Here is a 23,631-nt window from a genome sequence, read left to right on the forward strand (position 1 = left end):
GATGACCAAGCCGCTCAAGCAGATCCACCTGGCCGCGCACTTCCCCGGGGTCAACAACACGACCGTCTGGAGCGATCCGCAGGCGGGCAGCCACATCGAGTTCGGCTCGTTCGCGCACCTGGCGAGGACTGCCGAACGCGCGAAGTTCGACTTCTTCTTCCTCGCCGAGGGACTGCGACTGCGCGAGCAGGCGGGCAAGATCCACGACCTCGACGTAGTCGGCAGGCCGGACACGTTCGCGGTGCTCTCGGCGCTCGCGGCCGTGACCGAGCGCATCGGTCTGGCGGGCACCATCAACTCCACGTTCAACGAGCCCTACGAGGTGGCCCGGCAGTTCGCCACCCTCGACCACCTGTCGGAGGGCCGTGCGGCGTGGAACGTGGTCACCTCGTGGGACGCCTTCACCGGGGAGAACTTCCGGCGCGGCGGTTTCCTGCCGCAGGAGCAGCGCTATGAGCGCGCCGAGACCTTCCTGCGCACCGCGTGGGAGCTGCTCGACTCGTGGCGGGGACACGAGATCCTCGCCGACCGCGAGTCCGGGACGTTCCTGAAGGACCCGAACGCCGGCGCGTTCGCTCACCACGACGCGCACTTCGACATCTCCGGCCGGTTCAACGTGCCGCGCTCCCCGCAGGGCCGGCCGGTGATCCTGCAGGCGGGCGACTCCGACGAAGGACGGGAGTTCGCCGCCGCGACCGCCGACGCGATCTTCACCAGGCACGCGACCTTGGAAGCCGGCCGGAAGTTCTACTCCGACGTCAAGGGGAGGCTGGCCCGTCACGGCCGCACGCACGACCAGCTCGTGGTGCTGCCCGCCGCGACGTTCGTGCTCGGCGACACCGACTCCGAGGCGCGGGAGCGGGCCGAGGTCGTGCGCCGTCAGCAGGTCAGCGGGCAGACCGCGATCAGGTTCGCCGAGCAGCTGTGGAACCGCGACCTCTCCGGCTACGACCCGGACGGCCCGCTGCCGGAGGTGGACCCGGTCGTCGGGGAGAACACGATCGCCAAGGGCCGGGCCAGCGTCCGCATGTACCGGGACCCGCCGGCCACGGCGAAGCAGTGGCGGGAGCTGGCCGAGGCGAAGAAGCTGTCGCTGCGCGAACTCATCATCGAGGTCACCGCTCGGCAGACCTTCGTCGGGTCGGCGGCCACCGTCGCGGCCTCCATCAACGAGTTCGTGCAGGCCGACGCCTGCGACGGCTTCATCCTGGTCCCGCACGTCACCCCGGGCGGACTGGACGAGTTCGCCGACACCGTCGTGCCGTTGCTCCAGGAACGCGGGGTGTTCCGCACCGAGTACGAGGGGCCGTCGCTGCGCGACCACCTCGGCATCGGCGCCGTGGACTGAGCGCTCGCGGCACGGTGGTCCCCGCCGGTCGGACTCGACCGGCGGGGACCACCACGCTCCGCGTCAGCTGTTGGGGTTCGGCCTGCCCTGCTCGCCGATGATGCCGTGCCTGGGCGGCGGTCCGCTCGGACCCCGGCCGCTGCCGGGCGATACCGGCGACCCGCCGCGGGTGTGTCCGGGCGTCTCGGGCATCGACTCGGGCGAGCCGGGTGCGGGCTCGGCGCCCTCTTCCAGCTCCTGCAACCGGTTGGTCAGCAACTCCTCGACGGGCAGGCGGTGGGCGTGCCGCTGCTCGTGCTCCAGCAACTCCCGCACCTGGTCCGGTTGCAGCGACCGGATGCGGTGGCGGAGCTGCCCGATCGGGAGCTCGTCGTAGTCGGGTAGGGGCAGTTGGTCTGCGGGCATCGCTGGTCCTCCTGGCCTTCGCCGGTCGGTCGTGGTCACACCGCGACGACCGGTGCGGTCCACCCGTCGTCGGTGGTGCTCCACTGCGCGCTGCGGGCCCAGCCGGCCGCGCGCAGTTCCTCCTCGGCCTGGTCCGGCGTGGTCACCGTCTCCGGCAGGGCCAGCTCGGTGACCTCCGCCCCGCGGTCGTCCCGCACGCTGACCATCGGCTCGGTTCCGCGTCGGGCGGGCATGAAATGCGCATTGTGGACCATGGTGTCCACGTCACCTCCCACCTGTGCTGCTCGCGTTCTCGCGAGGTCGTCTGTTGACAGTTGCCTACCCGGTGCGCCGCGGTGTCAATCAGACTCCCGAATCGGTTCAGACCCCTGGCGGTGCGCGCCCGGCCGCCTCGGTCGGCGGCTGGGCGGCACCGGCGGGAGAATCCAGTTAGGACGGATGATGTTGCGCCGAACGGGTAACGCGCCCCGCGCCGTTCTTGCGGAGTGGAACACCGGATCGCGGGCGTGACACGCCGGTCACCGAGCGGCAGGCTCGTGGGCACAGCGTCCGCGCCCACCGCTCACAACTCTGCCACAGGAGCAGTCATGAGCTCGTCGTCGCACCACCACACGGACCCGACCTTCTACCGCACCCCGGCGGAGGCCATCGCCGCGCCCGCCGAGAAGCTGGCCTACGTCGTCGCCTTCGACCGCGGCGCCCAGCGCCCCGACGCCCTGACCGCCATCGGCACCGACCCGGAGTCCGACGGCTACGGCCGGGTGGTGGGGTGGACGGACCTGCCCACGCGCGGGGACGAACTGCACCACTTCGGCTGGAACGCGTGCAGCAGCTCCATCGCCCACGCCGAGCACCACGCCGGCGGTCTGCACCGCAGGTACCTGCTGCTGCCCGGCCTGCGGTCCTCGCGCATCCACGTCTACGACACCCACGCCGACCCGGCTCGCCCCGCGCTGGTGCGCACCATCGAGGCCGCCGAGCTCGCCGAGCGCGCGGGCTACTCCCGGCCGCATACGCTGCACTGCGGTCCGACCGGCATCTACCTGTCGTGCCTGGGCGGCGCGAACGGGTCGGACGGCCCCGGCGGCATCGCGGTGCTGGACCACGACACCTTCGACGTCGTGCGCGCGTGGGAGACCGACCGCGGCCCGCAGCACCTGGCCTACGACGCGTGGTGGCACCTCAACCACAACACGCTGATCACCAGCGAGTGGGGAACGCCCTCCATGATCGAGGACGGGCTGAACCCCGAACTGCTGCTCGGCAACCAGTACGGCCACGCGCTGCACTTCTGGGACCTCGACGCCGGCCGGCACGTCCAGCGCGTCGACCTCGGCGCCGAGCACCAGATGGTGCTGGAGCTGCGCCCCGCTCACAACCCCGACGCGACCTGGGGCTTCGCGGGGGTGGTCGTGAGCACCGCGGACCTGTCGGCCTCGGTGTGGCGCTGGTACCGCGACGGCGACCGCTGGAACGCCGAGAAGGTCATCACGATCCCCGCCGAGCCGGCCGACCCGGAGGACCTGCCCCCGGCGCTCAAGCCGTTCGGTGCCGTGCCGCCCCTTGTCACCGACATCGCGCTGTCGGTCGACGACCGGTTCCTCTACGTCTCGTGCTGGGGAACCGGCGAGCTCAAGCAGTACGACGTCAGCGATCCCTCGCAGCCCAGGGAGGTCGGCTCGGTCCGGCTCGGCGGCATCACCCGCCGCACGCCGCACCCCGCCGCCCCGGACGAGGCGCTGTCGGGCGGGCCGCAGATGGTGGAGGTCAGCCGGGACGGCAGGCGCATCTACCTGTCCAACTCGCTCTACGGGTCGTGGGACGACCAGTTCTACCCCGACGGCGTCGGCGCCTGGCTGGCCAAGCTCGACACCGACCCGGACGCCGGGGGAGGGCTGACGCCGGACCCGCGGTTCTTCCCGCGCGGTGCGGAGTTCCACGGCCTGCGGGTGCACCAGGTCCGGTTGCAGGGAGGGGACGCGTCCTCGGACTCCTACTGCTTCGCCTGAGCCGCGTCCCGCTCGGGCAGACCCCGTCCCGGCTCGACGTCACCGCGGCGACGTGGGGACGTCGAGCCGTCGGCGAGTTCGTTCGCCCATTGCCGGAACGTGCGTGGGGCTCGAGCAGCGCACGGGCCGTTTCCTCCCGCTCGCGCAGCACGGGACTGCCGGATTGGGCGGCGAAGGCGGGCAGCGCGTGGAGCATCACGGCGATCGTGTCCTCGGGCCATCCCTCCCGCCGCCACCTGTCCACGGCCTGCTCCCGGGACAGTTCGACCAGCAGCTCCTTCGATGCCGAGCGCAGAGCCGAGTGCTGCCAGGCGCTCGGTGGCACTGACCGTGGTCCCGCTGACCTCGACCGTCCCGCGGTATGCGTTGCCGAGCAGCAGAGCCGCCGCGATCTCGGCGAGGTCGTGCTCGTGGATGAACGCGTATGGGGCGTCCGGGAGGTACTCGTGGATCTCCCGGCACTGCATGATCGTTTCCACTGCCGCGGCACCCGGAATCGGGTAGCCGCCGACTACCGCGTTGGCCATCACCGCGGTCGGCCGCAGGCCTGCCCACTCGTGCGTGTCCAGGCTCCGCTCGAACGCCGACCACTGCCAGGTCTCCTCGGAGATCTCGTCCTCGAAGTCGGAGCCGTGCGGGCCGAGCCTGACGACCCGGCTGATCCCGTTCGCGACGAGCGCGTTGGTGAGCGCACGCAGTGGTTGAAGAAACTCACCGACAAGACCGGCGAGGAACACCCGCTCGGAGCCTGAGGCGGCTGCGGCGAACGCGGCCGGGTCGGTGACCGTCCCGACGTGCAGCACGACGTTCTCCGGCCAGCCGTCCGCCTCCGACGGCGGAATCAGAACGCGCACCTGCTCGCCGCGGTCGTGCAGGCATCCGGCCAGACTTCGGACGACGGACACCGTCGGTACGGCCCCCGGCTTCCGGGACGGGGGCATGGCCGTGAGCAGGATCATCGAAACTCCTCGGGAAGACCGGTATCTCGAACCCGGAAGCCAGCGACGAGCCAGGGCGTCGTTTCAGCAGAAAGTCCCAACCGGTTTGTCAAGCTTTCCGCCATGAACTTTCGCCGTGGCTGCCGGCGCGGGTTCGAAACCGCGTTGTTGAAGGCCTTCCGAAACCATGCGATGGCGCCCCAGGTGGTGTCTGCGCGCGCGGTCCTTCATCGGGTTCGCGTCCGGTTTGGTGCAGTAGTCCAATTGGGCCCATGGATGCGTTACGACTTCTCCTCTGCGCCGGACTGGCCGTCGCGGCCGTCGGCTGCGCCGTGCAACAGGACTCCGCCACCCAGGCCGGCCCGGCCCCGCCGGTGGCCGCACCGGCGCCCGATCGCGCCGAACGGGCCACGATCAGCGGCACGATCGCCTCCGGTGTCGAAACCGGGTGCTACGTGCTGCGTTCGGGCGGCAAGCTTTACCAGCTGATCGGGGACGACCCGGACATCCGCAGGCCGGGACTGCACGTGGTGGTCCGCGGTGAGGCTCGGCCGGGCACGCCCACGACCTGCATGCAGGGAATTCCCTTCCACGTCACCGACGCCCGCCCGGCGTAGCGCTCGGCCGACGGTCTGGGGTCTGGGGTTCGGTTTCCCGGGGGACGTCACGGCACGGTCGTCAGCCGATCGACCGGTTCTGCTGCGGCGCGGCGATGCTCTCCGGCACGCCGCTGGGGCGCAGCAAGGTGCGCAGCAGGTGCGGCACGAGGTCGCGGCCGCGGCTCAGCAGCCACGGAACTCCCTTGAACACCAACCACCCCAGGTGGTCGAGCCGCCGCACGCGCACTCCGCCGGAGCACTGCAACGAGACCTCCCCGGAGACGGTCACACCGGCTTCGGCGAACTGGCACGCGAAGGCGTGCGCGAGCAGCCGGTGTCCGAGCTCGCAGGGGTGCAGCCGATCGACGCTCCAGATCGAGGGGTGGTACGCGCCGGGCAGCCGGTCGAGGTCGACGACTCCGGAGCCGTTGCGGTGCGCGGCGGCCTCCAGCGCGGAGTTGAGCTCACCGATGCGCGCGGCGAGCAGGCGGCGCAGCGGCCCCGGTAGCCGGAAAACCCTGCCGTGGTCGTGGTAGCGGATGGTCACCACCGCCGCGCCCGCCGCGGTCAGCGACGACAGCACGCGGTCGAGGTCGGCGTGCATGCGTTCGGCGTCGAAGTCCGATCGCATCGTGTCGTTCATCCCCACGATCACCACGGCGAGGTCGGGCTCCTCCCGCAGCGCCAGCGGCAGCTGGTGGTTGCGGACGTCGGCCACGCGCGCCCCGCTGGTGGCGACGTTGGCCAGGCGCACGTCCATCGCACCGGCGAGTATCGGCGCGAAGCCGCGCCAGGCGCCGCCTCGCACCGGGTCGCCGATGCCCACGGCGATGGAGTCGCCCAGGACCGCTAGCGTGGTCGGCTCACCTCGCGCCGACGGGACCGGAGTGATCGCCTCTGCGTGCACGCGCACATGATTCTGAGCGATGCTCCACATCCGGTGAGGTATCGGTGGCGATCCGGCGACCGTCAGGCGAAGACTCGGCGCGGGCGCGGACGCGGCGGGGGCGCGGACGCGGCGGGGGCGCAAGCCCGATGGCGGTGCGCGACGCTCCTCGGCGCCGAACGGACCTACCGCCACGGCCGGGTCGCCGGCACTTTCGAACCACGACGAAAGTAGCGTTGGGTGACCACGATCTGGTTGCCGTGCCGTTCTCGCTGGTGTTGTTCGCCTTGATCATCACTCTCGGAAACCGAACTGCTCCGTTTGGTTCACTCGATAGAGATCGTTCTGTGGGACGCTCCCGGAAAGACAGCAGCCTGGGGGCACGCGGCGGCGCTGTCCGCGGCGCACCCCGGCTCGCCGGGAGAGGACAACGCCTGTGCACAACGCCCGCTGGAAACCCTTACCCCTGCTGCTCGGCTTCGCGCTGGTGGCCGTCGCGCCCCAGGCCTCGGCAGCCGAGCCCGTCGAACCGCATGCCGGTGCCCCGGTGGTCACCGCCGACGACTACTACCAGGACGCGATCGGCAAGACCGGCGAGGAGCTCAAGACCGCCCTCCACCAGATCATCGGCAACGGCACCACGACGCTCTCCTACGACGGGGTCTGGGACGCGCTCAAGGCCACCGACGAGGACCCGCAGAACCCGGCCAACGTCGTCCTGCTCTACACCGGGCGTTCGCAGAGCAAGGACACCAACGGCGGCGGCGCCGACGACTGGAACCGCGAGCACGTCTGGGCCAAGTCGCACGGTGACTTCGGCACCGCCCCGGGCCCCGGCACCGACGTCCACCACCTGCGCCCGACCGACGTCTCGGTCAACAGCACGCGCGGCAGCAAGGACTTCGACATGGGCGGCTCGGAGGTCGGCGAGGCGCCCGGCAACTTCACCGACGACGACTCCTACGAGCCGCGCGACGAGGTCAAGGGCGACGTCGCGCGAATGATCTTTTACATGGCGGTGCGCTGGCAGGGCCAGGAAGGCTTCGCCGACCTGGAGCTCAACGACAACGTCGACAACGGTTCGGCGCCGTTCATGGGCCGGGTGTCGGTGCTTCGCGAGTGGCACGCCCAGGACCCGCCGGACGAGTTCGAGAAGCGCCGCAACCAGGTCATCTTCGACCAGTTCCAGCACAACCGGAACCCGTTCATCGACCACCCGGAGTGGGTCGGCGAGATCTGGCGCTGACGTGGCCGGCGCCGGTGGCCCTCCCGCCGCCGGCGCAGGCTTGTGCTTTCCTACAACGCCGACGGCTGCCGTTGGAGGATCACCCGCTTCCGGCCGCGACCGCGACGGCACATCCTGGCTGATCACAACAGTGCGCGTGCGGGAGGGCAGAGCGATGGCGAACGAGGTGGCGCCGCCACCGGTCACCGCGGTCGAGCAGAACGGCGTCGAGCGGATCCCCGACCACGAACGCACCGCGGGGCCCCTGGACCTGTTCCGCCTCAGCTTCGGCGGTGCCAACACGTTCTCGACCGCCGTGCTCGGCGCGTTCCCCATCCTGTTCGGCCTGTCCTTCTGGCAGGGACTGGCCGCGACCGCGCTCGGCCTGACCGCGGGGGCGCTCGTGCTGTGCCCGATGGCGGTGTTCGGCCCGGCCAACGGGACCAACAACGCGGTCTCCTCGTCCGCGCACCTCGGCGTGCACGGCCGGATCGTCGGCTCGTTCCTGTCGCTGCTGACCGCGGTGACCTTCTTCGCCATCTCGGTGTGGAGCTCCGGTGACGCGCTGGTCGGCACGGCGAGCCGGGTGCTGCACGTGCCGGAGACGCCCGTCGCGTTCGCCGTCGCCTACGCGGTGTTCGCCGGGCTGGTGCTGGTGGTGTGCGTCTACGGGTTCCGCTTCATGCTGCTGGTCAACAAGATCGCGGTGGTGGCGGCCACGACGTTGTTCGTGCTGGGCGCGTTCGCCTTCGGCGGCTCCTTCGACCCGTCGTACGCGGGGACGCTCGACGCGGGCGACCCGTCGGCGTTCTGGCCGTCGTTCATCGGTGCCGCGCTGATCGTGCTGGCCAACCCGGTCTCGTTCGGCGCCTTCCTCGGTGACTGGTCGCGCTACATCCCGGCTTCGACGCCCCGGCCGCGGGTCGTGGCGGCGGCGCTGTTCGCCCAGCTCGCCACGATCGTGCCGTTCGGGTTCGGGCTGGCGACCGCCACCGTGATCGCCACCGCGGCGCCGCAGTACCTGGCCGCCGAGGCACCGAACTACGTCGGCGGGCTGCTCGCGGTCGCCCCCGGCTGGTACTTCGCGCCGCTGTGCCTGATCGCGCTCATCGGCGGCATGTCGACCGGCACCACCGCGCTCTACGGCACCGGCCTGGACTTCTCCAGCGTCTTCCCGCGGTTCTCCCGGGTGCAGGCCACCGCGCTGGTCGGCGCCGCGGCCATCGCGCTGATCTTCGCAGGCCGGTTCGGGCTGAACCTGGTGCAGAGCATCTCCACCTTCGCCACGCTGATCGTCACCTGCACCGCGCCGTGGATGGTGGTCATGACCCTCGGCTACCTCACCCGGCGCGGCTGGTACGACCCGGACGCGCTGCAGGTGTTCAACCGGCGCCAGCGCGGTGGCCGGTACTGGTTCGACCACGGGTGGAACTGGCGCGGCATGTCGGCGTGGCTGCTGTCGGCGGCCACCGCGCTGATGTTCGTCAACAGCCCCGGCCAGTTCGTGGGCCCGTTCGGCCACCTCGCGGGCGGTGTCGACATCGGCCTGCCGCTGTCGCTGGTGCTGGCCGCCGTCGTCTACCTCGCGCTGCTGCGGATCTTCCCGGAGCCGCGCGGCGTCTTCGGCCCGGACGGCCCGCGGTGGGTGCCCGCCGCCGACACGCCGGTGCCGCCGATCGTGGACCCCGCCGACGTCGTCGTGGGCGGCACGGCGGTGTCCACACCGGACTGAGACGCGACCGCCGGTCTGCGTTCCGGTTCGCGGCAGACGACCCGGCAGCGTGGTGTCGCGGCGTCTGCGCGCGCGGCACGCCGCCGACGGCGTGCGGCAGGTCCGCGAGGCGGCCGCCCAGGCCTTGTGCCGCTTCCTCGTGGAGGTGCGCGGCTCTTGACCAATGCTGCGTGCGGCGAGTCGGCACCGCGGTCCGCCCGCGCGTGAGACGATCGTGGCCATGACTGCTTCGGCACGTGCCCTGTTGGAGTCTGTGCAGCAGGATCTGGCGCCCCAGGACGACGACAACCGGCTGGTCCCGCTGGTGCGGGACGGCAGGGCGCCGCGGGCGGTGCTCGCCGCGCTCGCCGCGGAGGAGCACCGCATCGTGGCCAGCGACTGGCGCAGCTTCCTGACGCTGGCCGGGCGGGCCACCGACGAGCCGACCCGCGAGTTCTTCGCCGGGCTCGCCCAGGGCGAGGGCGTCGCCCTCAAGGCCCTGCCGGTGCTCGCCTCGGCGCTGGGCATGGACCGGGAGGCGGTGCGCGCCTACCGTCCGCAGGCGGGCTGCCAGGCGTACCCGGCGTACGTGGCGTGGCTGGCGCTCAACGCCGAGCCGGCCGACGCCGTGGTCGGCGTGGTGGCCAACTTCGCCGCATGGGGCCAGTACTGCGCGAGCATCGCCAAGGCGCTGCGCAGCCAGTACGGCCTCGACGACGACGCGTGCGCGTTCTTCGACATGTTCGCCTCACCGCCGCCGGAGGCCCAGGAGCAGGCCCTCGCCGCGGTGCAGGCCGGCATCGACGCGGGCCGCGTCACCGACGCGGCACGGGAGTACGGGCGGCTGTTCCAGAGCTACGAGCTGATGTTCTGGAACACCCTCGCCGACCAGGCAGGCTGACCGGCCCGCTACGCCCGCAGCGGCCGGTCGCCGCGCCCGCGGTTCTTCCGATCCGGGCACGGCGGCGACCGGGAAGCGGCTATGTCGATCGCGTTTGCGGCCCCACGCGGAATCCCGCTACGCGCGCAGCGGGCGGCCGCTCCCGGTGGTGAGCTCGTCGATCCGCCCCTGCTCGACCAGCTCGACGAACGCGTCGACGACCTGCGGGTCGAACTGGCCGCCGCTGCCGTCGCGGAGCTGGCGCAGCGCTTCCTCGGTGTTCAGCGGCGACTGGTACGGGCGGTCCGAGCGCATCGTCGCCCACGCGTCGCACACCGCGATGACCCGGGCCTCGAACCGGATCTCGGTGCCTGCCAGACCCCTGGGGTAGCCGGTGCCGTCGAGCCGCTCGTGGTGCTCGCGCACGATCTCGGCGATCTCGCCCATGCCCGCCACCGCGCGGATGAGCCGGTACCCGTGGTCGGGATGCTGCCGCATCAGCGCCCACTCGGCTTCGCTGAGCGCGGTGGGCTTGGCCAGGATGCTTTCCGGTAGGACGATCTTGCCGATGTCGTGCAGCCTGCCGGCCAGCTCGGCGTCGGCGCACGTCGCCTCGGCGGCGCCGAGCCGCTGGCACACCAGCCGGGCCCAGCGGCCGACGGGGCGGCCGTGCGGCTGGTTGGACAGCAGCCGGTCGACCCGCTCGGCGACGGCGTGCAGGTATTGCAGGGCGGCGGCGCGGTCCACCGCGGGTGCGTGTTCGAGCTCGTCGCCGAGCGCGACGCGGTCGCGGCCCATCGCCTTGGCCGCGTACAGCGCGCGGTCGGCGTCGGCGATGAGCTGCTGTGGGCTGCGTCCGACGCCGTCGCCGCCGGCCGCACCGACCGACACCGTCACCCAGGCCCGGTCGGCCGTGGACAGCTCCACCGGCATGCCGCCGACCGCCGCGCGCAGCCGCTCGGCCATGCCGGTGACCGCCGCCCGGTCGACGTCCAGCGCCAGCAGCGCGAACTCCTCGCCGCCGTAGCGGGCCAGCACGTCGCCTTCGCGCACCGCCCGCCGCAGCCGCGTGGCGGTCTCGACCAGCACCCGGTCGCCGACCGGGTGCCCGTAGCGGTCGTTGATGGACTTGAAGTGGTCGATGTCGATGATGAACACCGCCAGCGGCCGTCCTGCCCGCTCGCAGCGAGCCATCGCCTGCGGCAGGTGCGCCTCGAAGTAGCGCCTGGTGCACAGCCCGGTCAGCACGTCGGTCACGGCCAGCCGCCGCTGCTCGACGACCATCACCACCAGCCGCGCGATGGTGAGCAGGAACAGCACCGCGCACGCCGCCGCGATGACCGGGATGTCGTGGAACGCGCCGCGGCCGTGCTGCACCAGCAGCATCGTGGGCGCGACGAGCGCGGCGGCGGTCAGCGCCGCGATCCGTGACGGGCCGAGGCTCTGCTCCTTGGCCGGGCCGGGCTCGCCGAGCACCGCCATCGACGGGTGCAGGCCCGCGGCACCGAGCGCGATGTTGCCCGACAGCCAGATCGCGTCGAGGAAGTTGCCCGCGCCGTAGGTTCCGCCGAGCTGCTGCAGGACGTAGATCGAGTCGGCGGCCATGAACGCCAGCAGGTTGTAGGCCAGCAGGAAGAACGAGGTGGGACGCCGCCCGGAGCCCAGCATCAGCCGCAGCGCGACCGCGAACAGCGCCAGGTCGAGCACCGGGTAGGCCAGCGAGGCCGCGGTGACCAGCGGCGGCGAATCGGTGCGGACGCGCGGCTCGATCAAAAACAGCCACGACAGCATCGCCGCGACCACGGCCAGCAGCGAGGCGTCGAGCAGGTTGGGCACGTCGCGGCGGGGCGACCGGCGCTCGATGAGCAGCAGGAGCCCGGCCACGACCGCCGGGTAGTGGGCGATGTAGAAGATGTCGGCGACGAACGGGAAGGTCGTCACCTCGAAGATGTAGTGCGCGGTGTAGAAGCTGGCGTCGGCCACGGCGTAGACGAGCTGGCTGGCGCCGATGATCAGCCAGGGCAGCCTGGGCACCGGCCGGTAGCGGGCCAGCCCGACCGCGATCGCCGGCACCGCCGAGGCGCTGATCAGGCAATACAGCACGATCCGCACCACGAGCCAGTCGCCTTCGGCGGGCACCGCGTAGTAGACCAGCGTCGTCGCCGAGCCGCCCATCACGTAGTACAGCCACGCGCGGTCGCCAGGCCGCTGCCGGGGAGTTTTCGCCATCGCACCCTTTCGCCCCGAGAAGGCGCATGACCGCGTCCGGTCATGTCCCGACCCGGCGCCACGTGGGGGAGCGGGGCCGTGGCGTTCAGCCTAGCCGCACGGCGGGTCGGCGGCTGCGCTTTCTCCGGACGGTCCCCGGCGTGGCGCCGCGGTCCCCGGGCGGCAGCGAACCCGGGTCGTGGCCCGAAGTGCTCCCGGGGCGGCAGTGGGCTGCGCCCGGTCAGCCGGTGGTGCGGGAGGCCTCGACCGGGACCGCGGCCCGGCGCTCGGTGGCCGTGCTGGTCGCCGAGCGCCGGGAACGTTGCCGCGGGTCAGGAGACCTCCGAGTAGTGCGAGGCGTCTCCGGTGCGGATCGTGCTGCGCACGCCGTCGATGCCGACCGGCACGTCGCCGGCGAGCGTGACGCGGTGCAGCCGCCGGGGCAGGTCGTCGTAGTCGGCGACGGCGTAGTGCTGGGTCGCCCGGTTGTCCCAGATGGCGAGGTCGCCGTCGGACCAGTGCCACCGGACCGTGTTCTCCAGTTGCGTGACACGGCTCTGCAGCAGCTGGAACAGGGTGTGGGACTCCGAGCTGGTGAGGCCGACCAGCCGCTTGACGAAGTGGCCCAGCAGCAGGGCGCGCTCGCCGGTCTCGGGGTGCACGCGCACGACCGGGTGCTCGGTCTCGTAGACGTTGGAGACGAATTCCCTGCGGTACTCCTGGAACTTGACGTCGACCCCGCCGACGCGGGTCTCGTCGATGTTGGCCGCGTAGTCGTAGGCGTTGGTGTGCACCGCCCACAGCGAGTCGACGAGCGCCTTGAGCGGTGCGGGCAGCTTCTCGTAGGCCGCCACCGTGCTCGCCCACGTGGTGGTGCCGCCGTACTCGGGCAGCTGCACGGCCCGGAGCACGCTGATAGCGGGCACCCGGTCGACGAACGTGACGTCGGTGTGCCAGCTGTTGGCCTTGGAGTAGTCGGAGTCGATCGGCAGGATGTTGGCGTTGTCCCGGCCGCGGACCGTCGGGTGGGCCAGGGTGAGGTCGCCGAGCAGCCGGGCGAACGCGACCTGGGACTCGTCGTCGAGGTGGCCCTGGTCGCGGAAGAAGATCACCTTGTGGGTGAGCAGGGCCGAGCGGATCGCCTCGACCGTGCCGGCGTCGAGGTCGCCCCCGAGCCGGACGCCGTCGACGCGGGCGCCGATGTGCGCGCCGAGCTTGACGACCCGGACCCCGGACCCCGCGCGGGCGGTGCCGGATGCGTGTTCGAGCTGAGCGGTCATGTCGAGTTTCCTTTCGGCGCACGGCGAAGCGGCGCGCGGTGCGGGGGAGAACGGTGAAACGGTGCGGAAACGGGGGTGCGGAAACGGCGCTAGAAGCGCGCCGCGCATCCGTCGCAACAGCGGAGCGCTGTGCGGAGGTTTCCGTTCGATGCCACGATCGCACCGTAAGGACGCCGCGAACGGCATCGCAACCGGTCGTGCGGGACTGAAAATAAGTCGGGCGTGCGATCCCGCATCGCGGGCGGCTTTGACACCGGTGCGCCCTGCGGCGGAACCTGCTCACCATGCAGAAGATCGACGCTCACCGGTCGCACGGTTGCCGCGCTGTGCAGCGCACATCCGTCGCGTCGTCCTGTCGGCACTGCTGATCCACCTCAGCACCGCGCGCTCGTGACGAGAAGCGCGCTCGGCACGCGGCTTTTCCGCGCTGCCGCACTTACTTTCCGCCCAAGCGAAAGCAACCACCACCGCGGTGCGCCCGCGGCGGTTCGGACGTACCCGAATCCGGCTATCCCGAGGTAGGACGTGACCACCCTGACCCCGGCCGGCCCGCCGCGCCCCCGTCCCGGCGGCGTGCGCGAGGCCAACGCGGCCCTGGTCCTCGGGGCCATCCGCCAGGAGGGCCCGCTGTCCCGCGCCGCCATCTCGCGACGGGTCTCGCTGAGCATGGCGACGGTGAGCAGGCAGGTGGCCGCCCTCGCCGAGCTCGGTCTGGTGCGCGAGGTGCCGGAGCTGACCCGGCACGGTGCCATCGGGCGGCCGAGGGTGCCGGTGGACATCGACGACAGCTCGATCGCGGCCTGCGGTGTCCACATCGGAGTGACCACGACGACCTGTGGACTCGCCGATCTGCGGGGCGGACTCCTGTGCAGCGACCGCATTCCGACACCTCGCAGCGCTCCGGAGGACGCGCTGGCCACGATCGCCGAGCGGGTGCGGGCGTTGCTGCGGTGCCGGCCGGAGCGGACGGTGGTCGGGCTCGGGCTCGCCACCGGCGGCCGGGTCGACATCGCCGAAGGCCTCGTCGACCACGACCGGCTCGGCTGGCGCGCGGTGCCCGCCCGCACGCTCCTGGAGAGCGCAACGGGACTGCCGGTGCATCTCGACGGCCACGTGCCCGCGATGGCCAACGCCGAGGTGCTGTTCGGCCCGGGACGGGCACCCCGCAGCCTGCTGTACTTCTACGCCCGCGAGGTGGTCGGTGTCGCGATCGCGGTCGACGGGCGGCCGCACCGCGGCCCCGGACGCGCCGGCGACATCGCGCACCTGCCGATCGGCGGCGACCAGCGCTGCCGTTGCGGACGCACCGGCTGCCTGGAGGCCACGGTGTCGGAGGAGGCCGTCACGCGCCGGGCGGTCGAGGCGGGCGTCATCGCCGAACCCGACATGCGCCTGCTCGGCGAAGCCGACGACGCCGGAGACCCGGTCGCCTCGCGGCTGCTCGCCGAACGCGCGCAGGCCATCGGCCGCGCGGTGGCGATGCTGCGCGACGTCGTCGACCCCGACGCGGTCGTGCTGGGCGGGCAGGCGATCACCGACGCCCCGGACTACGTCGACGACCTCCTGCACAGCTTCGCGGCCCACACGGCCCTACCCGGCGGCGAGCTGCCGGCGATCACCCGGTTCGGACCCGACGTGCAGGCCGTCGCCGCGTGCACGTCAGTCCTCGGACGGCTCTACGGTCACCCGTACGCACTGCTCGGCACCGAGAACCCCTGAGTGGGTCGCCATGGCGACCCGGAAGACTCGCGGCTGGTGTCAGCGCCGTCGCAACAGCGCACGGCCTCCGAGGCCGACGGCGAAGACCGCGATCCCGGACACGACGGACTGCCAGGGCAGCGTGACCGCGAGCAGCAGGCAGCCCGCCAGCCCGAGCACGGGCACCCAGCGGCGCATGTGCCGCTCCCCGGCGGGCAGCGTGTACGCGGCCGCGTTGGCGATCGCGTAGTAGACCAGGACTCCGAACGACGAGAAGCCGATCGCACCGCGCAGGTCGAGGGTGAGCACCAGCGCGCACACGACCCCCGCCAGCGCCAGTTCCGCGTGCCGGGGCACGTGGTAGCGGGGGTGCACGGTGGCCAGCCGGCGCGGCAGGTCGCCGTTGCGGGCCATCGCCAGTGCGGTCCGGCCGATCCCGGTGACCAGTGCGAGCAGCGCACCCAGCGCCGCGACCGCCGCGCCGACCGTGGCGGCGGGGGCGAGCGGGCTCAGACCTCCGGCGCGGGCGGCGTCGGCCAGCGGAGCCCGCGACGTGGCCAGCGCCTCCGGTCCGAGCGCCGCGAGCAGGCCGACCCCGACCACGGCGTAGAGCACCAGCGCGGCACCGAGGGCGATCGGGATGGCCCTCGGGATGGTCCGCCGCGGCTCGCGCACCTCCTCGCCCAGCGTCGCGATCCGGGCGTAGCCGGCGAAGGCGAAGAACAGCAGCCCGGCCGACTGCAGCACGCCCGCCGGGTGCGCGGTGAGCGGCACCGCGCCGACGTTGTCCGCGGCGAACACGGCCGTGAGCGCCACCGCGAGGGCCGCCAGCGTGACGGCGAGCAGCGCGCGGGCCACGCCCGCGGTCTTGGTGATGCCGAAGAAGTTGACCGCGGTGATCCCCAGCACGGCCAGGACCGCCAGCGGCCTGGCGAACTCCGGTGCGACGTAGGCGGCGAAGGTCAGCGCCATCGCCGCGCACGAGGCCGTCTTGCCCACCACGAAGCCCCAGCCCGCCGCGAAGCCCCACCAGTCGCCGAGCCGCTGCCGCCCGTAGACGTAGGTGCCTCCGGAGTGCGGGTACCTGGCGGCCAGCGCCGCGGAGCTGGTCGCGTTGCAGTACGCCACCACGCCGGCGATCGCCAGGCCGGCGAGCAGACCGCTGCCCGCGGCGGCAGCGGCCGGGGCGAAGGCCGAGAAGACCCCGGCGCCGATCATCGAACCCAGCCCGATGACGACCGCGTCGCCGGTTCCGAGCCTGCGGGCCAGCCGCGGGCCGGGCTGCTGGTCGTCGCTCACCGTGTTGCCTCCAGCGCGTCGCTTGCGGGCGCGCACAGGCTAACCGGCCGGTGCCACACCCGGACCCGCCGACGCCACCTCGCCCGGTCGGCGCGGCCGAGGTCACCCCGGGTCAGCAGTTCGGCACCGCGACATGCTCCCGTCACCTGCCAGGAGTAGAACGGTAGCGTCAACGGCACCGCGCAGAGCAGGAGGCGAGCATCCGCATCGACAGGCCCGCTACCCGGGCGGCCGTGGTGGTCAACGTCCACGCGCGAAACGGCGGCAAGGCCTACGCCTACGCCGTGGACCGCCTGCGCTCGCTCGGCGTCCCGGTGGGCAGCACCCTCCCGTTGCGCGACCCGTCGCGGCTGCCGGAGACGGTCGCGGCGGCCGTCGACGCGGGCCACGACCTGGTGGTGATCGGCGGCGGCGACGGCAGCGTCAGCTCGGTGGTCGACGTGCTCGCGCACCGCGACGTGCCACTGGGGCTGCTCCCGCTGGGCACCGCCAACGACTTCGCGCGGACCATGCACATCCCCGGCGACCTCGAACAGGCGTGCCGCACCATCGCCGACGGCCACATCGTCGACGTCGACCTCGGGCTGTGCGGCGACAACTACTACGTCAACCGGGCCTCGATCGGGATCGGCGCGCGGGTGGTCGAGTCGATGTCGCCGTGGCTCAAGCGCCGCATCGGCGCCCTCGCCTACCCGGTGGCCACGGTGAAGGCGTTCGTCCGGCACCGGCCGTTCCGGGCGCGCCTGCGCTTCCCCGACGACGACCACCCGCCGGTGGAGTACGAGCGGTTGCTCCAGGTCTCGGTGGCCAACGGTCGCTACTTCGGCGGTGGCCAGCTCGCCGCGCCGGACTCGGGCATCGACGACAGCACCCTGGACGTGTCGGTGATCAGGCAGGGCGGAGTGCTCGACCTGCTCGCCGTCGCGCGCAACCTGCGCACTGGTGGCGGGGGTTCCCACGTGGAGCACTTCCGCACCACGCGCGTCGAGCTGGAGACCGCTCCGGACCTGCCGGTCAACGTGGACGGCGAACTGGTCGCCCACACCCCGCAGCGGTTCCGCGTCGCGCGCGACGCGCTGCACGTCGTCGTACCCCGGACGTGGGTCGACGCGCAGGGACCGCACTCGGCCTGAGGGTGTGAGGGCAGCGCGTGGCCACGCTCAGGCGAAGCTGACCCGTTCCAGCCAGAAGTCGAGCAGCTCGGTGTCGCCGATCACCTCGACGCTTCCGGCGCGCGGCGACTGCCGCTTGTAGACGACCAGCAGCAGGTCGGTCAGCGGCCCGCGCACGGCGACCGCGCACTTCTCGTGCGCCCGCCGCCACGTGATCGCGTCGCCGGTGAGGTCCACGACCCACTCGCCGCGGGCCTCGGGCGCGGTGTCGGTGGCGTGCAGGTGCAGCGTCCGGCCCGGACCGAGCAGTTCGCGTTGCTCGGGGTGGAACTCGAACATCTGCGGCAGCGACCCGAGCTCCATCCACTCGTCGAGGCAGTCCAGCGCCACCTGCTCCCGGACCTCGAACGAGTTCCCGACGGCGAGGGTCGCGTCGGCCCGGTGTACGACGGTCTCGTGGGCCATCCGGCGGGCGAAGAACGGGGTGCCGCCACCGGGGACGGGGCTCCAGACCTGTGCCCGGGGGCCCGCCGCGCGCAGAGCGTCGGCCAGCAGCGCCGCGCCTTCGGCGAGCCATCCGTCGAGCACTGCCGCGTCCTCGTCGGTGTACTGGGTGAGATCGCGGAAGTCGTCGTCGGGCAGGAACTCGGCCGACCGCGTGCGCACGATCCGCTCCACCCAGCGATGGCACCCGCCCAGGTGCCGCAGAAGCTGACCGAGGTTCCACCCCGGGCACGACGGCACCGGCGTGGTCATGTCGGCCTTCGCGGTGGTTGTCCGCAGCAGGTCCGTCTGAGCAACGATCTCGTCGCAGTACCGCTGGTAGTCCAGTCCCGACATGGGAGCAACCTAGCCCGCACTCCCGACGGCGGCCCGCGCGACGGCATTGGTGGGACCAAAGCGGTCCGCCGAGTGCATACTTGCGGATCATGAGCGCATTCGTACTGGTGCACGGGGCGTGGCACGGCGCGTGGTGCTGGGAGCGGCTGACCCCGCTGCTGACCGAACGCGGGCACACCGCCACGGCCGTCGAGCTTCCGATCACCGAACCCGAGGCGGGACTGACCGAGTACGCGGCCGCGGTGTCGGAGGCGGTGGGCGACGGAGGTGACGTGGTGCTGGTCGGCCACTCGCTGGGAGGCCTGCCGCTGCCGCTCGTGGCTTCCCGGGTCCCGTTGCGGCACATGGTGTTCGTCTGCGGACTCATCACCCCCGCCGGGATGTCGATGCGCGAGCTGACCCGCGGCGAGGACGTGTTCGCCGCGGGCTGGTCGGAGCTGGCCCGCCGCCAGCTCAGGCCGGGTGACGGTTCGAGCCAGTGGCCGCCGGACGCGGCGATCGAGGCGTTCTACCACGACTGCGCCGACGACGTGGCGCGCGCGGCCGCGGCGAGGCTCAGCCGCCAGTTCTGGCGCTTCCAAACCGAGCCGAACCCGGTGGCCGGGTACCCGGAGGCACCGGCGACCTACGTGCTGTGCCGCCAGGACCGGGTCATCAACCCCGACTGGTCGCGGCGTGCCGCCCCAGCGCTGCTCGGCACACCCGCCGTGGAGATGGCGGGAGGCCACTCGCCGCAGCTGTCCAGGCCCGCGGAGCTGGCCGACCTGTTGCACTCACTGGTGAGCTGACGCGAACGGCTCCTCCTGTGTGGACCAGGCCGGTGTTCAACGCGGTGCCGCGCTGGGTACGCCAGTCGCGAAGGGGGTCGATGTGGGAAGCTCCGGGCAGGATCGTGACGTCACGGTCGTCGACGAGCGCAAGGCGCGCCGCGCGGTGGCCGCCGCCTCGATCGGCAACACCATGGAGTGGTTCGACTTCGGTGTCTACAGCTACATCGCGGTCGTCATCGGCCAGGTGTTCTTCCCGGCGGGCAACCAGGTCGCCCAGCTGCTGGCCACCTTCGCCACGTTCGCGGTGGCCTTCGTCGTGCGTCCGCTCGGCGGGTTCGTGTTCGGCCCGCTGGGGGACAGGTTCGGCAGGCAGCGCATCCTCGCGATCACCATGCTCATGATGGCGCTGGGCACCTTCGCCATCGGGGTCATCCCCAGCTACCAGACGATCGGGGTCTGGGCGCCGGTCCTGCTGCTGCTCGCCAGGCTGGTGCAGGGCTTCTCGACCGGCGGCGAGTACGGCGGGGCGACCACGTTCGTCGCGGAGTTCTCCCCGGACCGCCGCCGCGGGTACATGGCGAGCTGGCTGGAGTTCGGCACGCTGCTCGGCTACTCGCTGGGCGCCGCGGTGGTGACGGTGCTGACCGCGCTGCTGCCGCCGGAAGACCTGCTGTCGTGGGGCTGGCGGATCCCGTTCCTGGCCGCCGCGCCGCTCGGCGTCATCGGCCTGTACCTGCGGTTCCGGCTGGAGGACACGCCCGCCTACAGCAGGCACGCCGAGGACGAGGAAGCAGAGCAGTCCACGACCTTCGCGGTGGTGCCACGGCTGCTCCGCGAATGCCTGAGGCCGATGCTGATCTGCGTCGGACTCGTGATGGCCTTCAACGTCACCAACTACACGCTCACCGCGTTCATGCCGACCTACCTGTCGTCCGTCCTGGGCTTCGCCCACACCCAGTCGCTCGTGCTGGCGCTGATCGCCATGGTGGCGGTGATGGGGCTGATCGTGGTGCTCGGCAGGTTCTCCGACCGGTTGGGCAGGCTGCCGATCGCCGGGGCCGGGTCCGCCGGTCTGATCCTGCTGTCGGTCCCCGCCTTCCTGCTCATCTCGATGGGCAGCGTTCCCGCGGTGCTGGGCGGCCTGGTGCTGATCGGGCTGTTGCTGGTCTGCTTCAGCAGCACGCAGCCGGCCACGTTGCCCGCGCTGTTCCCCACCGGCATCCGCTACGCCGGGGTGTCCATCGGCTACAACATCTCGGTCGCGGTCTTCGGCGGCACCACACCACTGCTCGCCGAGGCGCTCATCGCGTGGACCGGCCTCAAGATGATCCCGGCGGTGCTGCTGATCGTGGCCGGGGTCGTCGGCGCGATCGCGCTCTACGCCATGCGGGAGCCCGCGGGCAAGCGGCTGCCGGGCTCCCCGCCGACCGCGGGCGACCAGCAGGAGGCCAGGGAGCGTGCCCAGGAGGACGACTGAGCATGGCAACCGAAGGGGCTCACTGCTGATCGTCAGTGCGTGAAGCGCAGCACGGACAGCATCCCGTTGTCGATCAGGCCGTCGTCGCCGCCGGGTTCGTCCACCGCGCAGGATTCCAGGCGCTCGCGCAGGGAATCCGGATCGATGCCGGTGCCGATCGCGACGAGCTGCGAGCGCCGGGACTCGCCGCTCTCCCACCGCGTCCGGTGGAACCGCAGGTAGTTGCCGACGGTGTGCAGCGCGAACTTGTGCCGGTGACCGGGGAGTCCGAAGTAGACGAAACCCTTCATGCGGTAGACGCCTGGCGGGCGGTCGTCGAGGAAACCCATGAGCGCGCGGGGATCCAGCGGCCGATCCGACTCGAACTCCACGCTCTGGTACTGGGCGTGCATGTGCTCGTCGCAGCCGCGCGCGTGCTCGTCTTCGCGCAGCAGTTCGTCGAAGGACAGCTGCCGCGGCACGTCGTCCCGCTCGGTCCGCGGCCGGGCTTCGAAGAGCAGCGACGGATCGACGCGGCCGTGCGAGGTGGGCAGCACCGGTGTGCCGCCGGCCAGTTCACCGACGGTCGCGTGCAGCCGGTCCAGCTCGGTCTGTTCGACGCGGTCGGTCTTGTTCAGCACCACCAGGTCTGCGAAGCGCAGGTGCTGTTCCAGCTCCGGGTGGCGCGCCCGGCTCGTCTCGAACTCCGCGGCGTCGACGACCTCGACCAGGCCGCCGTAGGAGAGCCGCGGGTCCGAGCACGCCAGCACGAGCCGGATCATGACTCGGGGGTCGGCCAGCCCGCTGGACTCCACCACGATGACGTCGAGGTCGGCTCCGGGCCTGGCCAGCCGGGACAGCATGCGCTCCATGCCGCCGGCGTCGACCGCGCAGCACAGGCAGCCGTTGCCCAGCTCGACCATGGAGTCCACCTGGCCGGCCACCGACATCGCGTCGATGCCGATGCTGCCGAAGTCGTTGACCACCACGCCGACGCGGGCGCCCGCGCCGTTGCCGAGCAGGTGGTTGAGCAGCGTCGTCTTCCCCGATCCGAGGAATCCGGCCACGATGACGACCGGGATCGGCTGTTGCACTCGGACCTCGTCTTCGACTGCTCGTGCTGCGGCCAACGACCGCCGACGAGGATAGCCGAGCCCGGGTGCGCGCCCGCGGGCCCGGATGAGACGTCCGATTACCGCCAGCCGGCCATGGGTTGTGGGACCAGACTCGGGCTCGTGGAACCGATTCGATCGACGCATACCAGGCTGGAGCCCGGAATCCTGTACTTCGGCACCCCGGTGGTGCTCATCTCCAGCCGGAACGAGGGCACCTCGGCGAACCTGGCGCCGATGTCGTCGGCGTTCTGGCTGGGTTGGCGGGCGATGCTCGGACTCGGCGTCGGCTCCAAGACCGCGCAGAACCTCCTGCGCACCGGTGAGTGCGTGCTGAACCTGCCGTCGGACTCGATGGCGCCGGCCGTCGACCGCCTCGCCCTGACCACCGGAGCCGACCCCGTGCCCGCGAGCAAGCAGCGGCGGGGCTACCGCCACGAGCCCGACAAGTTCGGCCGCAGCGGTCTCACCCCGGTGGACTCGGAGACCGTCGAGCCACCGCGGGTGGCCGAGTGCCCGGTCAACATGGAGTGCGTCGTGGAGGCCGTGCACCCGATCGCCGACCAGGACGACGCGCTGCGCGGCTCCACCGCGGCGTTCGAAGTGCGGGTGCAGCGCGTGCACGTGCACGAGTCGATCCGGATGGCCGGTACGAGCGACCGCATCGACCCGGACGCCTGGCGGCCGCTGATCATGAGCTTCCAGAAGTTCTACGGCCTGGGCGCGCAGTTGCACCCGTCCACGCTGGCGAGCATCCCCGAACGGCTCTACCGGACCGCGGACGCCGACCGGGCCCGCGAGGCGCCGCTGGCCGGCCGACCCACGCGCCTGGGAGCCGGAACCCCGCTTCGGCAGGTCACTCGGGCAGCGGGCCGCTGTCGAGGTCCTCGCGGTGGGTCGCGGCGATGACGCGGTTCAGCGCGGCGTTGAGGCGCTCGAGCTCGGAAACCTCGATGCCCAGCCGCTCGACGATGCGGTGCGGGATCTTCTCGGCTTCGGCCCGCAGCTCGCGGCCCCGCGCGGTGAGGCCGACGGTGAGCAGCCGCTCGTCGCTGGTGCTGCGCCGGCGGGTCAGGTAGCCGATCGCCTCCAGCCGTTTGAGCAGCGGCGACAGCGTGGCCGGTTCGGCCCGCAGGGTGAGCGCGATGTCCTTGACCGACCGCGGGCTGCGTTCCCACAGCGCCAGCATCACCAGGTACTGCGGGTGCGTGAGCCGCATCGGCTCCAGCAGCGGCCGGTACAGCGCGATGACGTTGCGCGAGGCCACCGACAGCGCGAAGCAGACCTGGCGTTCCAGCGCGAGCGGGTCCTCTCCCAGGTCCATCGAGCTCATGCGCGCCCCTCCGGTTCCGGCGCGGCTCCGGAGCCGCGCGCGTGCTGTACTAATGATTAGCGTACTAAATGTTAGCGTGGTGAAGTACGCGGTCGTCTGGTGGAAGGAGCCGGCCTTGGACGGCGCCGGGAGGGTTCGGCCGAACCCGCTGCGATGGGTCTGGTACGCCTTCGGCGGGCGGCTGCCGCAGCGCCACCGGGAGTGGGTGCTGCACGACGTCACCTGCCGCACGTGGGTGCTGCGCCACCTGTCCAGGGCGCTGGTGCAGGTGAGCCCGGGAGCGCTGTTCCTGCTGGTCCCCGGCCCGCTGTGGGTGCGGGTGATGTCGGTGCTGGGCGGCGTGCTGATCGCGCTGTGGTACTCGCTGGCCTACATGGAGCACACCTGCGAGCACCGGCTGTTCAAGCACGGCTACCCGCTGGGCACCGGACGCGAGACCCGCGAGGAGGCCAAGGCGGAGGAGCGGGCCCGCAGCGCCGCCCGCTACGCGGCGCTTTACCGCAACACCGGCACCGAGTGATC

Annotated in this window: 22 protein-coding genes; 12 read left to right on the top strand and 10 right to left on the bottom strand. The window is 72.0% G+C overall.

Annotated features, from left to right (window positions below):
• Position 1 precedes the first annotated feature (1 nt).
• Entirely contained in the window at positions 2-1,348 is a 1,347-nt protein-coding gene (locus tag SACE_RS15890) for an NtaA/DmoA family FMN-dependent monooxygenase (protein ID WP_009946313.1), read from the top strand.
• A gap of 63 nt (positions 1,349-1,411) precedes the next feature.
• Here SACE_RS15890 and SACE_RS15895 read toward each other — a convergent pair whose 3' ends face one another.
• Positions 1,412-1,753: a DUF8129 domain-containing protein gene (locus SACE_RS15895; RefSeq protein WP_009946312.1), complete on the bottom strand. Its 342-nt coding sequence runs from the start codon at positions 1,751-1,753 to the stop codon at positions 1,412-1,414.
• Positions 1,754-1,788: 35 nt separating this feature from the next.
• On the bottom strand, positions 1,789-1,986 hold the full coding sequence (locus SACE_RS15900) for a hypothetical protein (RefSeq protein ID WP_231850016.1): 198 nt from the start codon (positions 1,984-1,986) through the stop codon (positions 1,789-1,791).
• 354 nt (positions 1,987-2,340) lie between these two features.
• Between SACE_RS15900 and SACE_RS15905 the strand changes: the two genes are divergently transcribed.
• Entirely contained in the window at positions 2,341-3,762 is a 1,422-nt protein-coding gene (locus SACE_RS15905; RefSeq protein ID WP_009946310.1) for a selenium-binding family protein, read from the top strand.
• Here SACE_RS15905 and SACE_RS15910 read toward each other — a convergent pair.
• Complete coding sequence (locus tag SACE_RS15910; RefSeq protein ID WP_009946309.1) at positions 3,747-4,721, bottom strand: Rossmann-fold NAD(P)-binding domain-containing protein; 975 nt, start codon at positions 4,719-4,721, stop codon at positions 3,747-3,749. The genes SACE_RS15905 and SACE_RS15910 overlap by 16 nt on opposite strands.
• Positions 4,722-4,972: 251 nt before the next feature.
• On the opposite strand from SACE_RS15910, the gene SACE_RS15915 reads away from it, so the two are divergent.
• Entirely contained in the window at positions 4,973-5,317 is a 345-nt protein-coding gene (locus SACE_RS15915; protein ID WP_009946308.1) for a hypothetical protein, read from the top strand.
• A gap of 61 nt (positions 5,318-5,378) precedes the next feature.
• Here SACE_RS15915 and SACE_RS15920 read toward each other — a convergent pair whose 3' ends face one another.
• On the bottom strand, positions 5,379-6,212 hold the full coding sequence (locus SACE_RS15920) for an SGNH/GDSL hydrolase family protein (RefSeq protein WP_009946307.1): 834 nt from the start codon (positions 6,210-6,212) through the stop codon (positions 5,379-5,381).
• 409 nt (positions 6,213-6,621) lie between these two features.
• Here SACE_RS15920 and SACE_RS15925 point away from each other — a divergent pair, with 409 nt between their 5' ends.
• The 3 genes from SACE_RS15925 to SACE_RS15935 all read left to right on the top strand — a co-directional run bounded on the left by SACE_RS15925 (position 6,622) and on the right by SACE_RS15935 (position 10,022).
• Complete coding sequence (locus SACE_RS15925; protein ID WP_009946305.1) at positions 6,622-7,431, top strand: endonuclease I family protein; 810 nt, start codon at positions 6,622-6,624, stop codon at positions 7,429-7,431.
• Positions 7,432-7,585: 154 nt separating this feature from the next.
• On the top strand, positions 7,586-9,142 hold the full coding sequence (locus SACE_RS15930; protein ID WP_011873987.1) for a purine-cytosine permease family protein: 1,557 nt from the start codon (positions 7,586-7,588) through the stop codon (positions 9,140-9,142).
• Positions 9,143-9,362: 220 nt separating this feature from the next.
• On the top strand, positions 9,363-10,022 hold the full coding sequence (locus SACE_RS15935; RefSeq protein WP_029621557.1) for a thiaminase II/PqqC family protein: 660 nt from the start codon (positions 9,363-9,365) through the stop codon (positions 10,020-10,022).
• A gap of 117 nt (positions 10,023-10,139) precedes the next feature.
• Here the strand turns inward: SACE_RS15935 and SACE_RS15940 are convergent, their stop codons facing one another.
• Both SACE_RS15940 and SACE_RS15945 read right to left on the bottom strand, forming a co-directional pair.
• Complete coding sequence (locus tag SACE_RS15940; RefSeq protein ID WP_011873988.1) at positions 10,140-12,230, bottom strand: diguanylate cyclase; 2,091 nt, start codon at positions 12,228-12,230, stop codon at positions 10,140-10,142.
• A 311-nt stretch (positions 12,231-12,541) separates the two neighbouring features.
• Complete coding sequence (locus tag SACE_RS15945; RefSeq protein ID WP_009946301.1) at positions 12,542-13,489, bottom strand: TauD/TfdA dioxygenase family protein; 948 nt, start codon at positions 13,487-13,489, stop codon at positions 12,542-12,544.
• A 525-nt stretch (positions 13,490-14,014) separates the two neighbouring features.
• Here SACE_RS15945 and SACE_RS15950 point away from each other — a divergent pair.
• Complete coding sequence (locus SACE_RS15950) at positions 14,015-15,208, top strand: ROK family transcriptional regulator (protein ID WP_009946300.1); 1,194 nt, start codon at positions 14,015-14,017, stop codon at positions 15,206-15,208.
• A 39-nt stretch (positions 15,209-15,247) separates the two neighbouring features.
• On the opposite strand, the gene SACE_RS15955 is transcribed toward SACE_RS15950, so the two are convergent.
• Positions 15,248-16,486, bottom strand: coding sequence for an APC family permease (locus SACE_RS15955; RefSeq protein ID WP_009946299.1), 1,239 nt, complete (start codon positions 16,484-16,486; stop codon positions 15,248-15,250).
• A 206-nt stretch (positions 16,487-16,692) separates the two neighbouring features.
• Between SACE_RS15955 and SACE_RS15960 the strand changes: the two genes are divergently transcribed.
• Positions 16,693-17,619, top strand: a complete 927-nt coding sequence (locus SACE_RS15960; RefSeq protein ID WP_269453546.1) for a lipid kinase — start codon at positions 16,693-16,695, stop codon at positions 17,617-17,619.
• Positions 17,620-17,646: 27 nt separating this feature from the next.
• On the opposite strand, the gene SACE_RS15965 is transcribed toward SACE_RS15960, so the two are convergent.
• Positions 17,647-18,438 carry a maleylpyruvate isomerase family mycothiol-dependent enzyme gene (locus tag SACE_RS15965; protein ID WP_009946296.1) on the bottom strand — a complete coding sequence of 264 codons (792 nt, stop codon included), beginning with the start codon at positions 18,436-18,438 and terminating at the stop codon, positions 17,647-17,649.
• Between the two features lie 89 nt (positions 18,439-18,527).
• On the opposite strand from SACE_RS15965, the gene SACE_RS15970 reads away from it, so the two are divergent.
• Entirely contained in the window at positions 18,528-19,226 is a 699-nt protein-coding gene (locus SACE_RS15970) for an alpha/beta fold hydrolase (RefSeq protein ID WP_009946294.1), read from the top strand.
• 82 nt (positions 19,227-19,308) lie between these two features.
• Complete coding sequence (locus SACE_RS15975; RefSeq protein WP_009946292.1) at positions 19,309-20,685, top strand: MFS transporter; 1,377 nt, start codon at positions 19,309-19,311, stop codon at positions 20,683-20,685.
• Positions 20,686-20,717: 32 nt separating this feature from the next.
• On the opposite strand, the gene SACE_RS15980 is transcribed toward SACE_RS15975, so the two are convergent.
• The gene (locus SACE_RS15980; RefSeq protein WP_009946291.1) at positions 20,718-21,758 is read right to left on the bottom strand and encodes a CobW family GTP-binding protein; all 1,041 of its coding nucleotides are present in this window, start codon (positions 21,756-21,758) and stop codon (positions 20,718-20,720) included.
• Between the two features lie 141 nt (positions 21,759-21,899).
• Between SACE_RS15980 and SACE_RS15985 the strand changes: the two genes are divergently transcribed.
• Positions 21,900-22,685, top strand: coding sequence for a flavin reductase family protein (locus tag SACE_RS15985; RefSeq protein WP_009946290.1), 786 nt, complete (start codon positions 21,900-21,902; stop codon positions 22,683-22,685).
• Here SACE_RS15985 and SACE_RS15990 read toward each other — a convergent pair.
• Positions 22,633-23,109 (bottom strand): MarR family winged helix-turn-helix transcriptional regulator, encoded by a 477-nt coding sequence (locus SACE_RS15990; protein WP_009946288.1) that lies wholly within the window; start codon positions 23,107-23,109, stop codon positions 22,633-22,635. The genes SACE_RS15985 and SACE_RS15990 overlap by 53 nt on opposite strands.
• 76 nt (positions 23,110-23,185) lie before the next feature.
• On the opposite strand from SACE_RS15990, the gene SACE_RS15995 reads away from it, so the two are divergent.
• Positions 23,186-23,629 carry a DUF5313 family protein gene (locus SACE_RS15995; RefSeq protein WP_009946287.1) on the top strand — a complete coding sequence of 148 codons (444 nt, stop codon included), beginning with the start codon at positions 23,186-23,188 and terminating at the stop codon, positions 23,627-23,629.
• Positions 23,630-23,631 lie beyond the last annotated feature (2 nt).

This window comes from Saccharopolyspora erythraea NRRL 2338 (genome assembly GCF_000062885.1).
Lineage (GTDB): Bacteria > Actinomycetota > Actinomycetes > Mycobacteriales > Pseudonocardiaceae > Saccharopolyspora_D > Saccharopolyspora_D erythraea.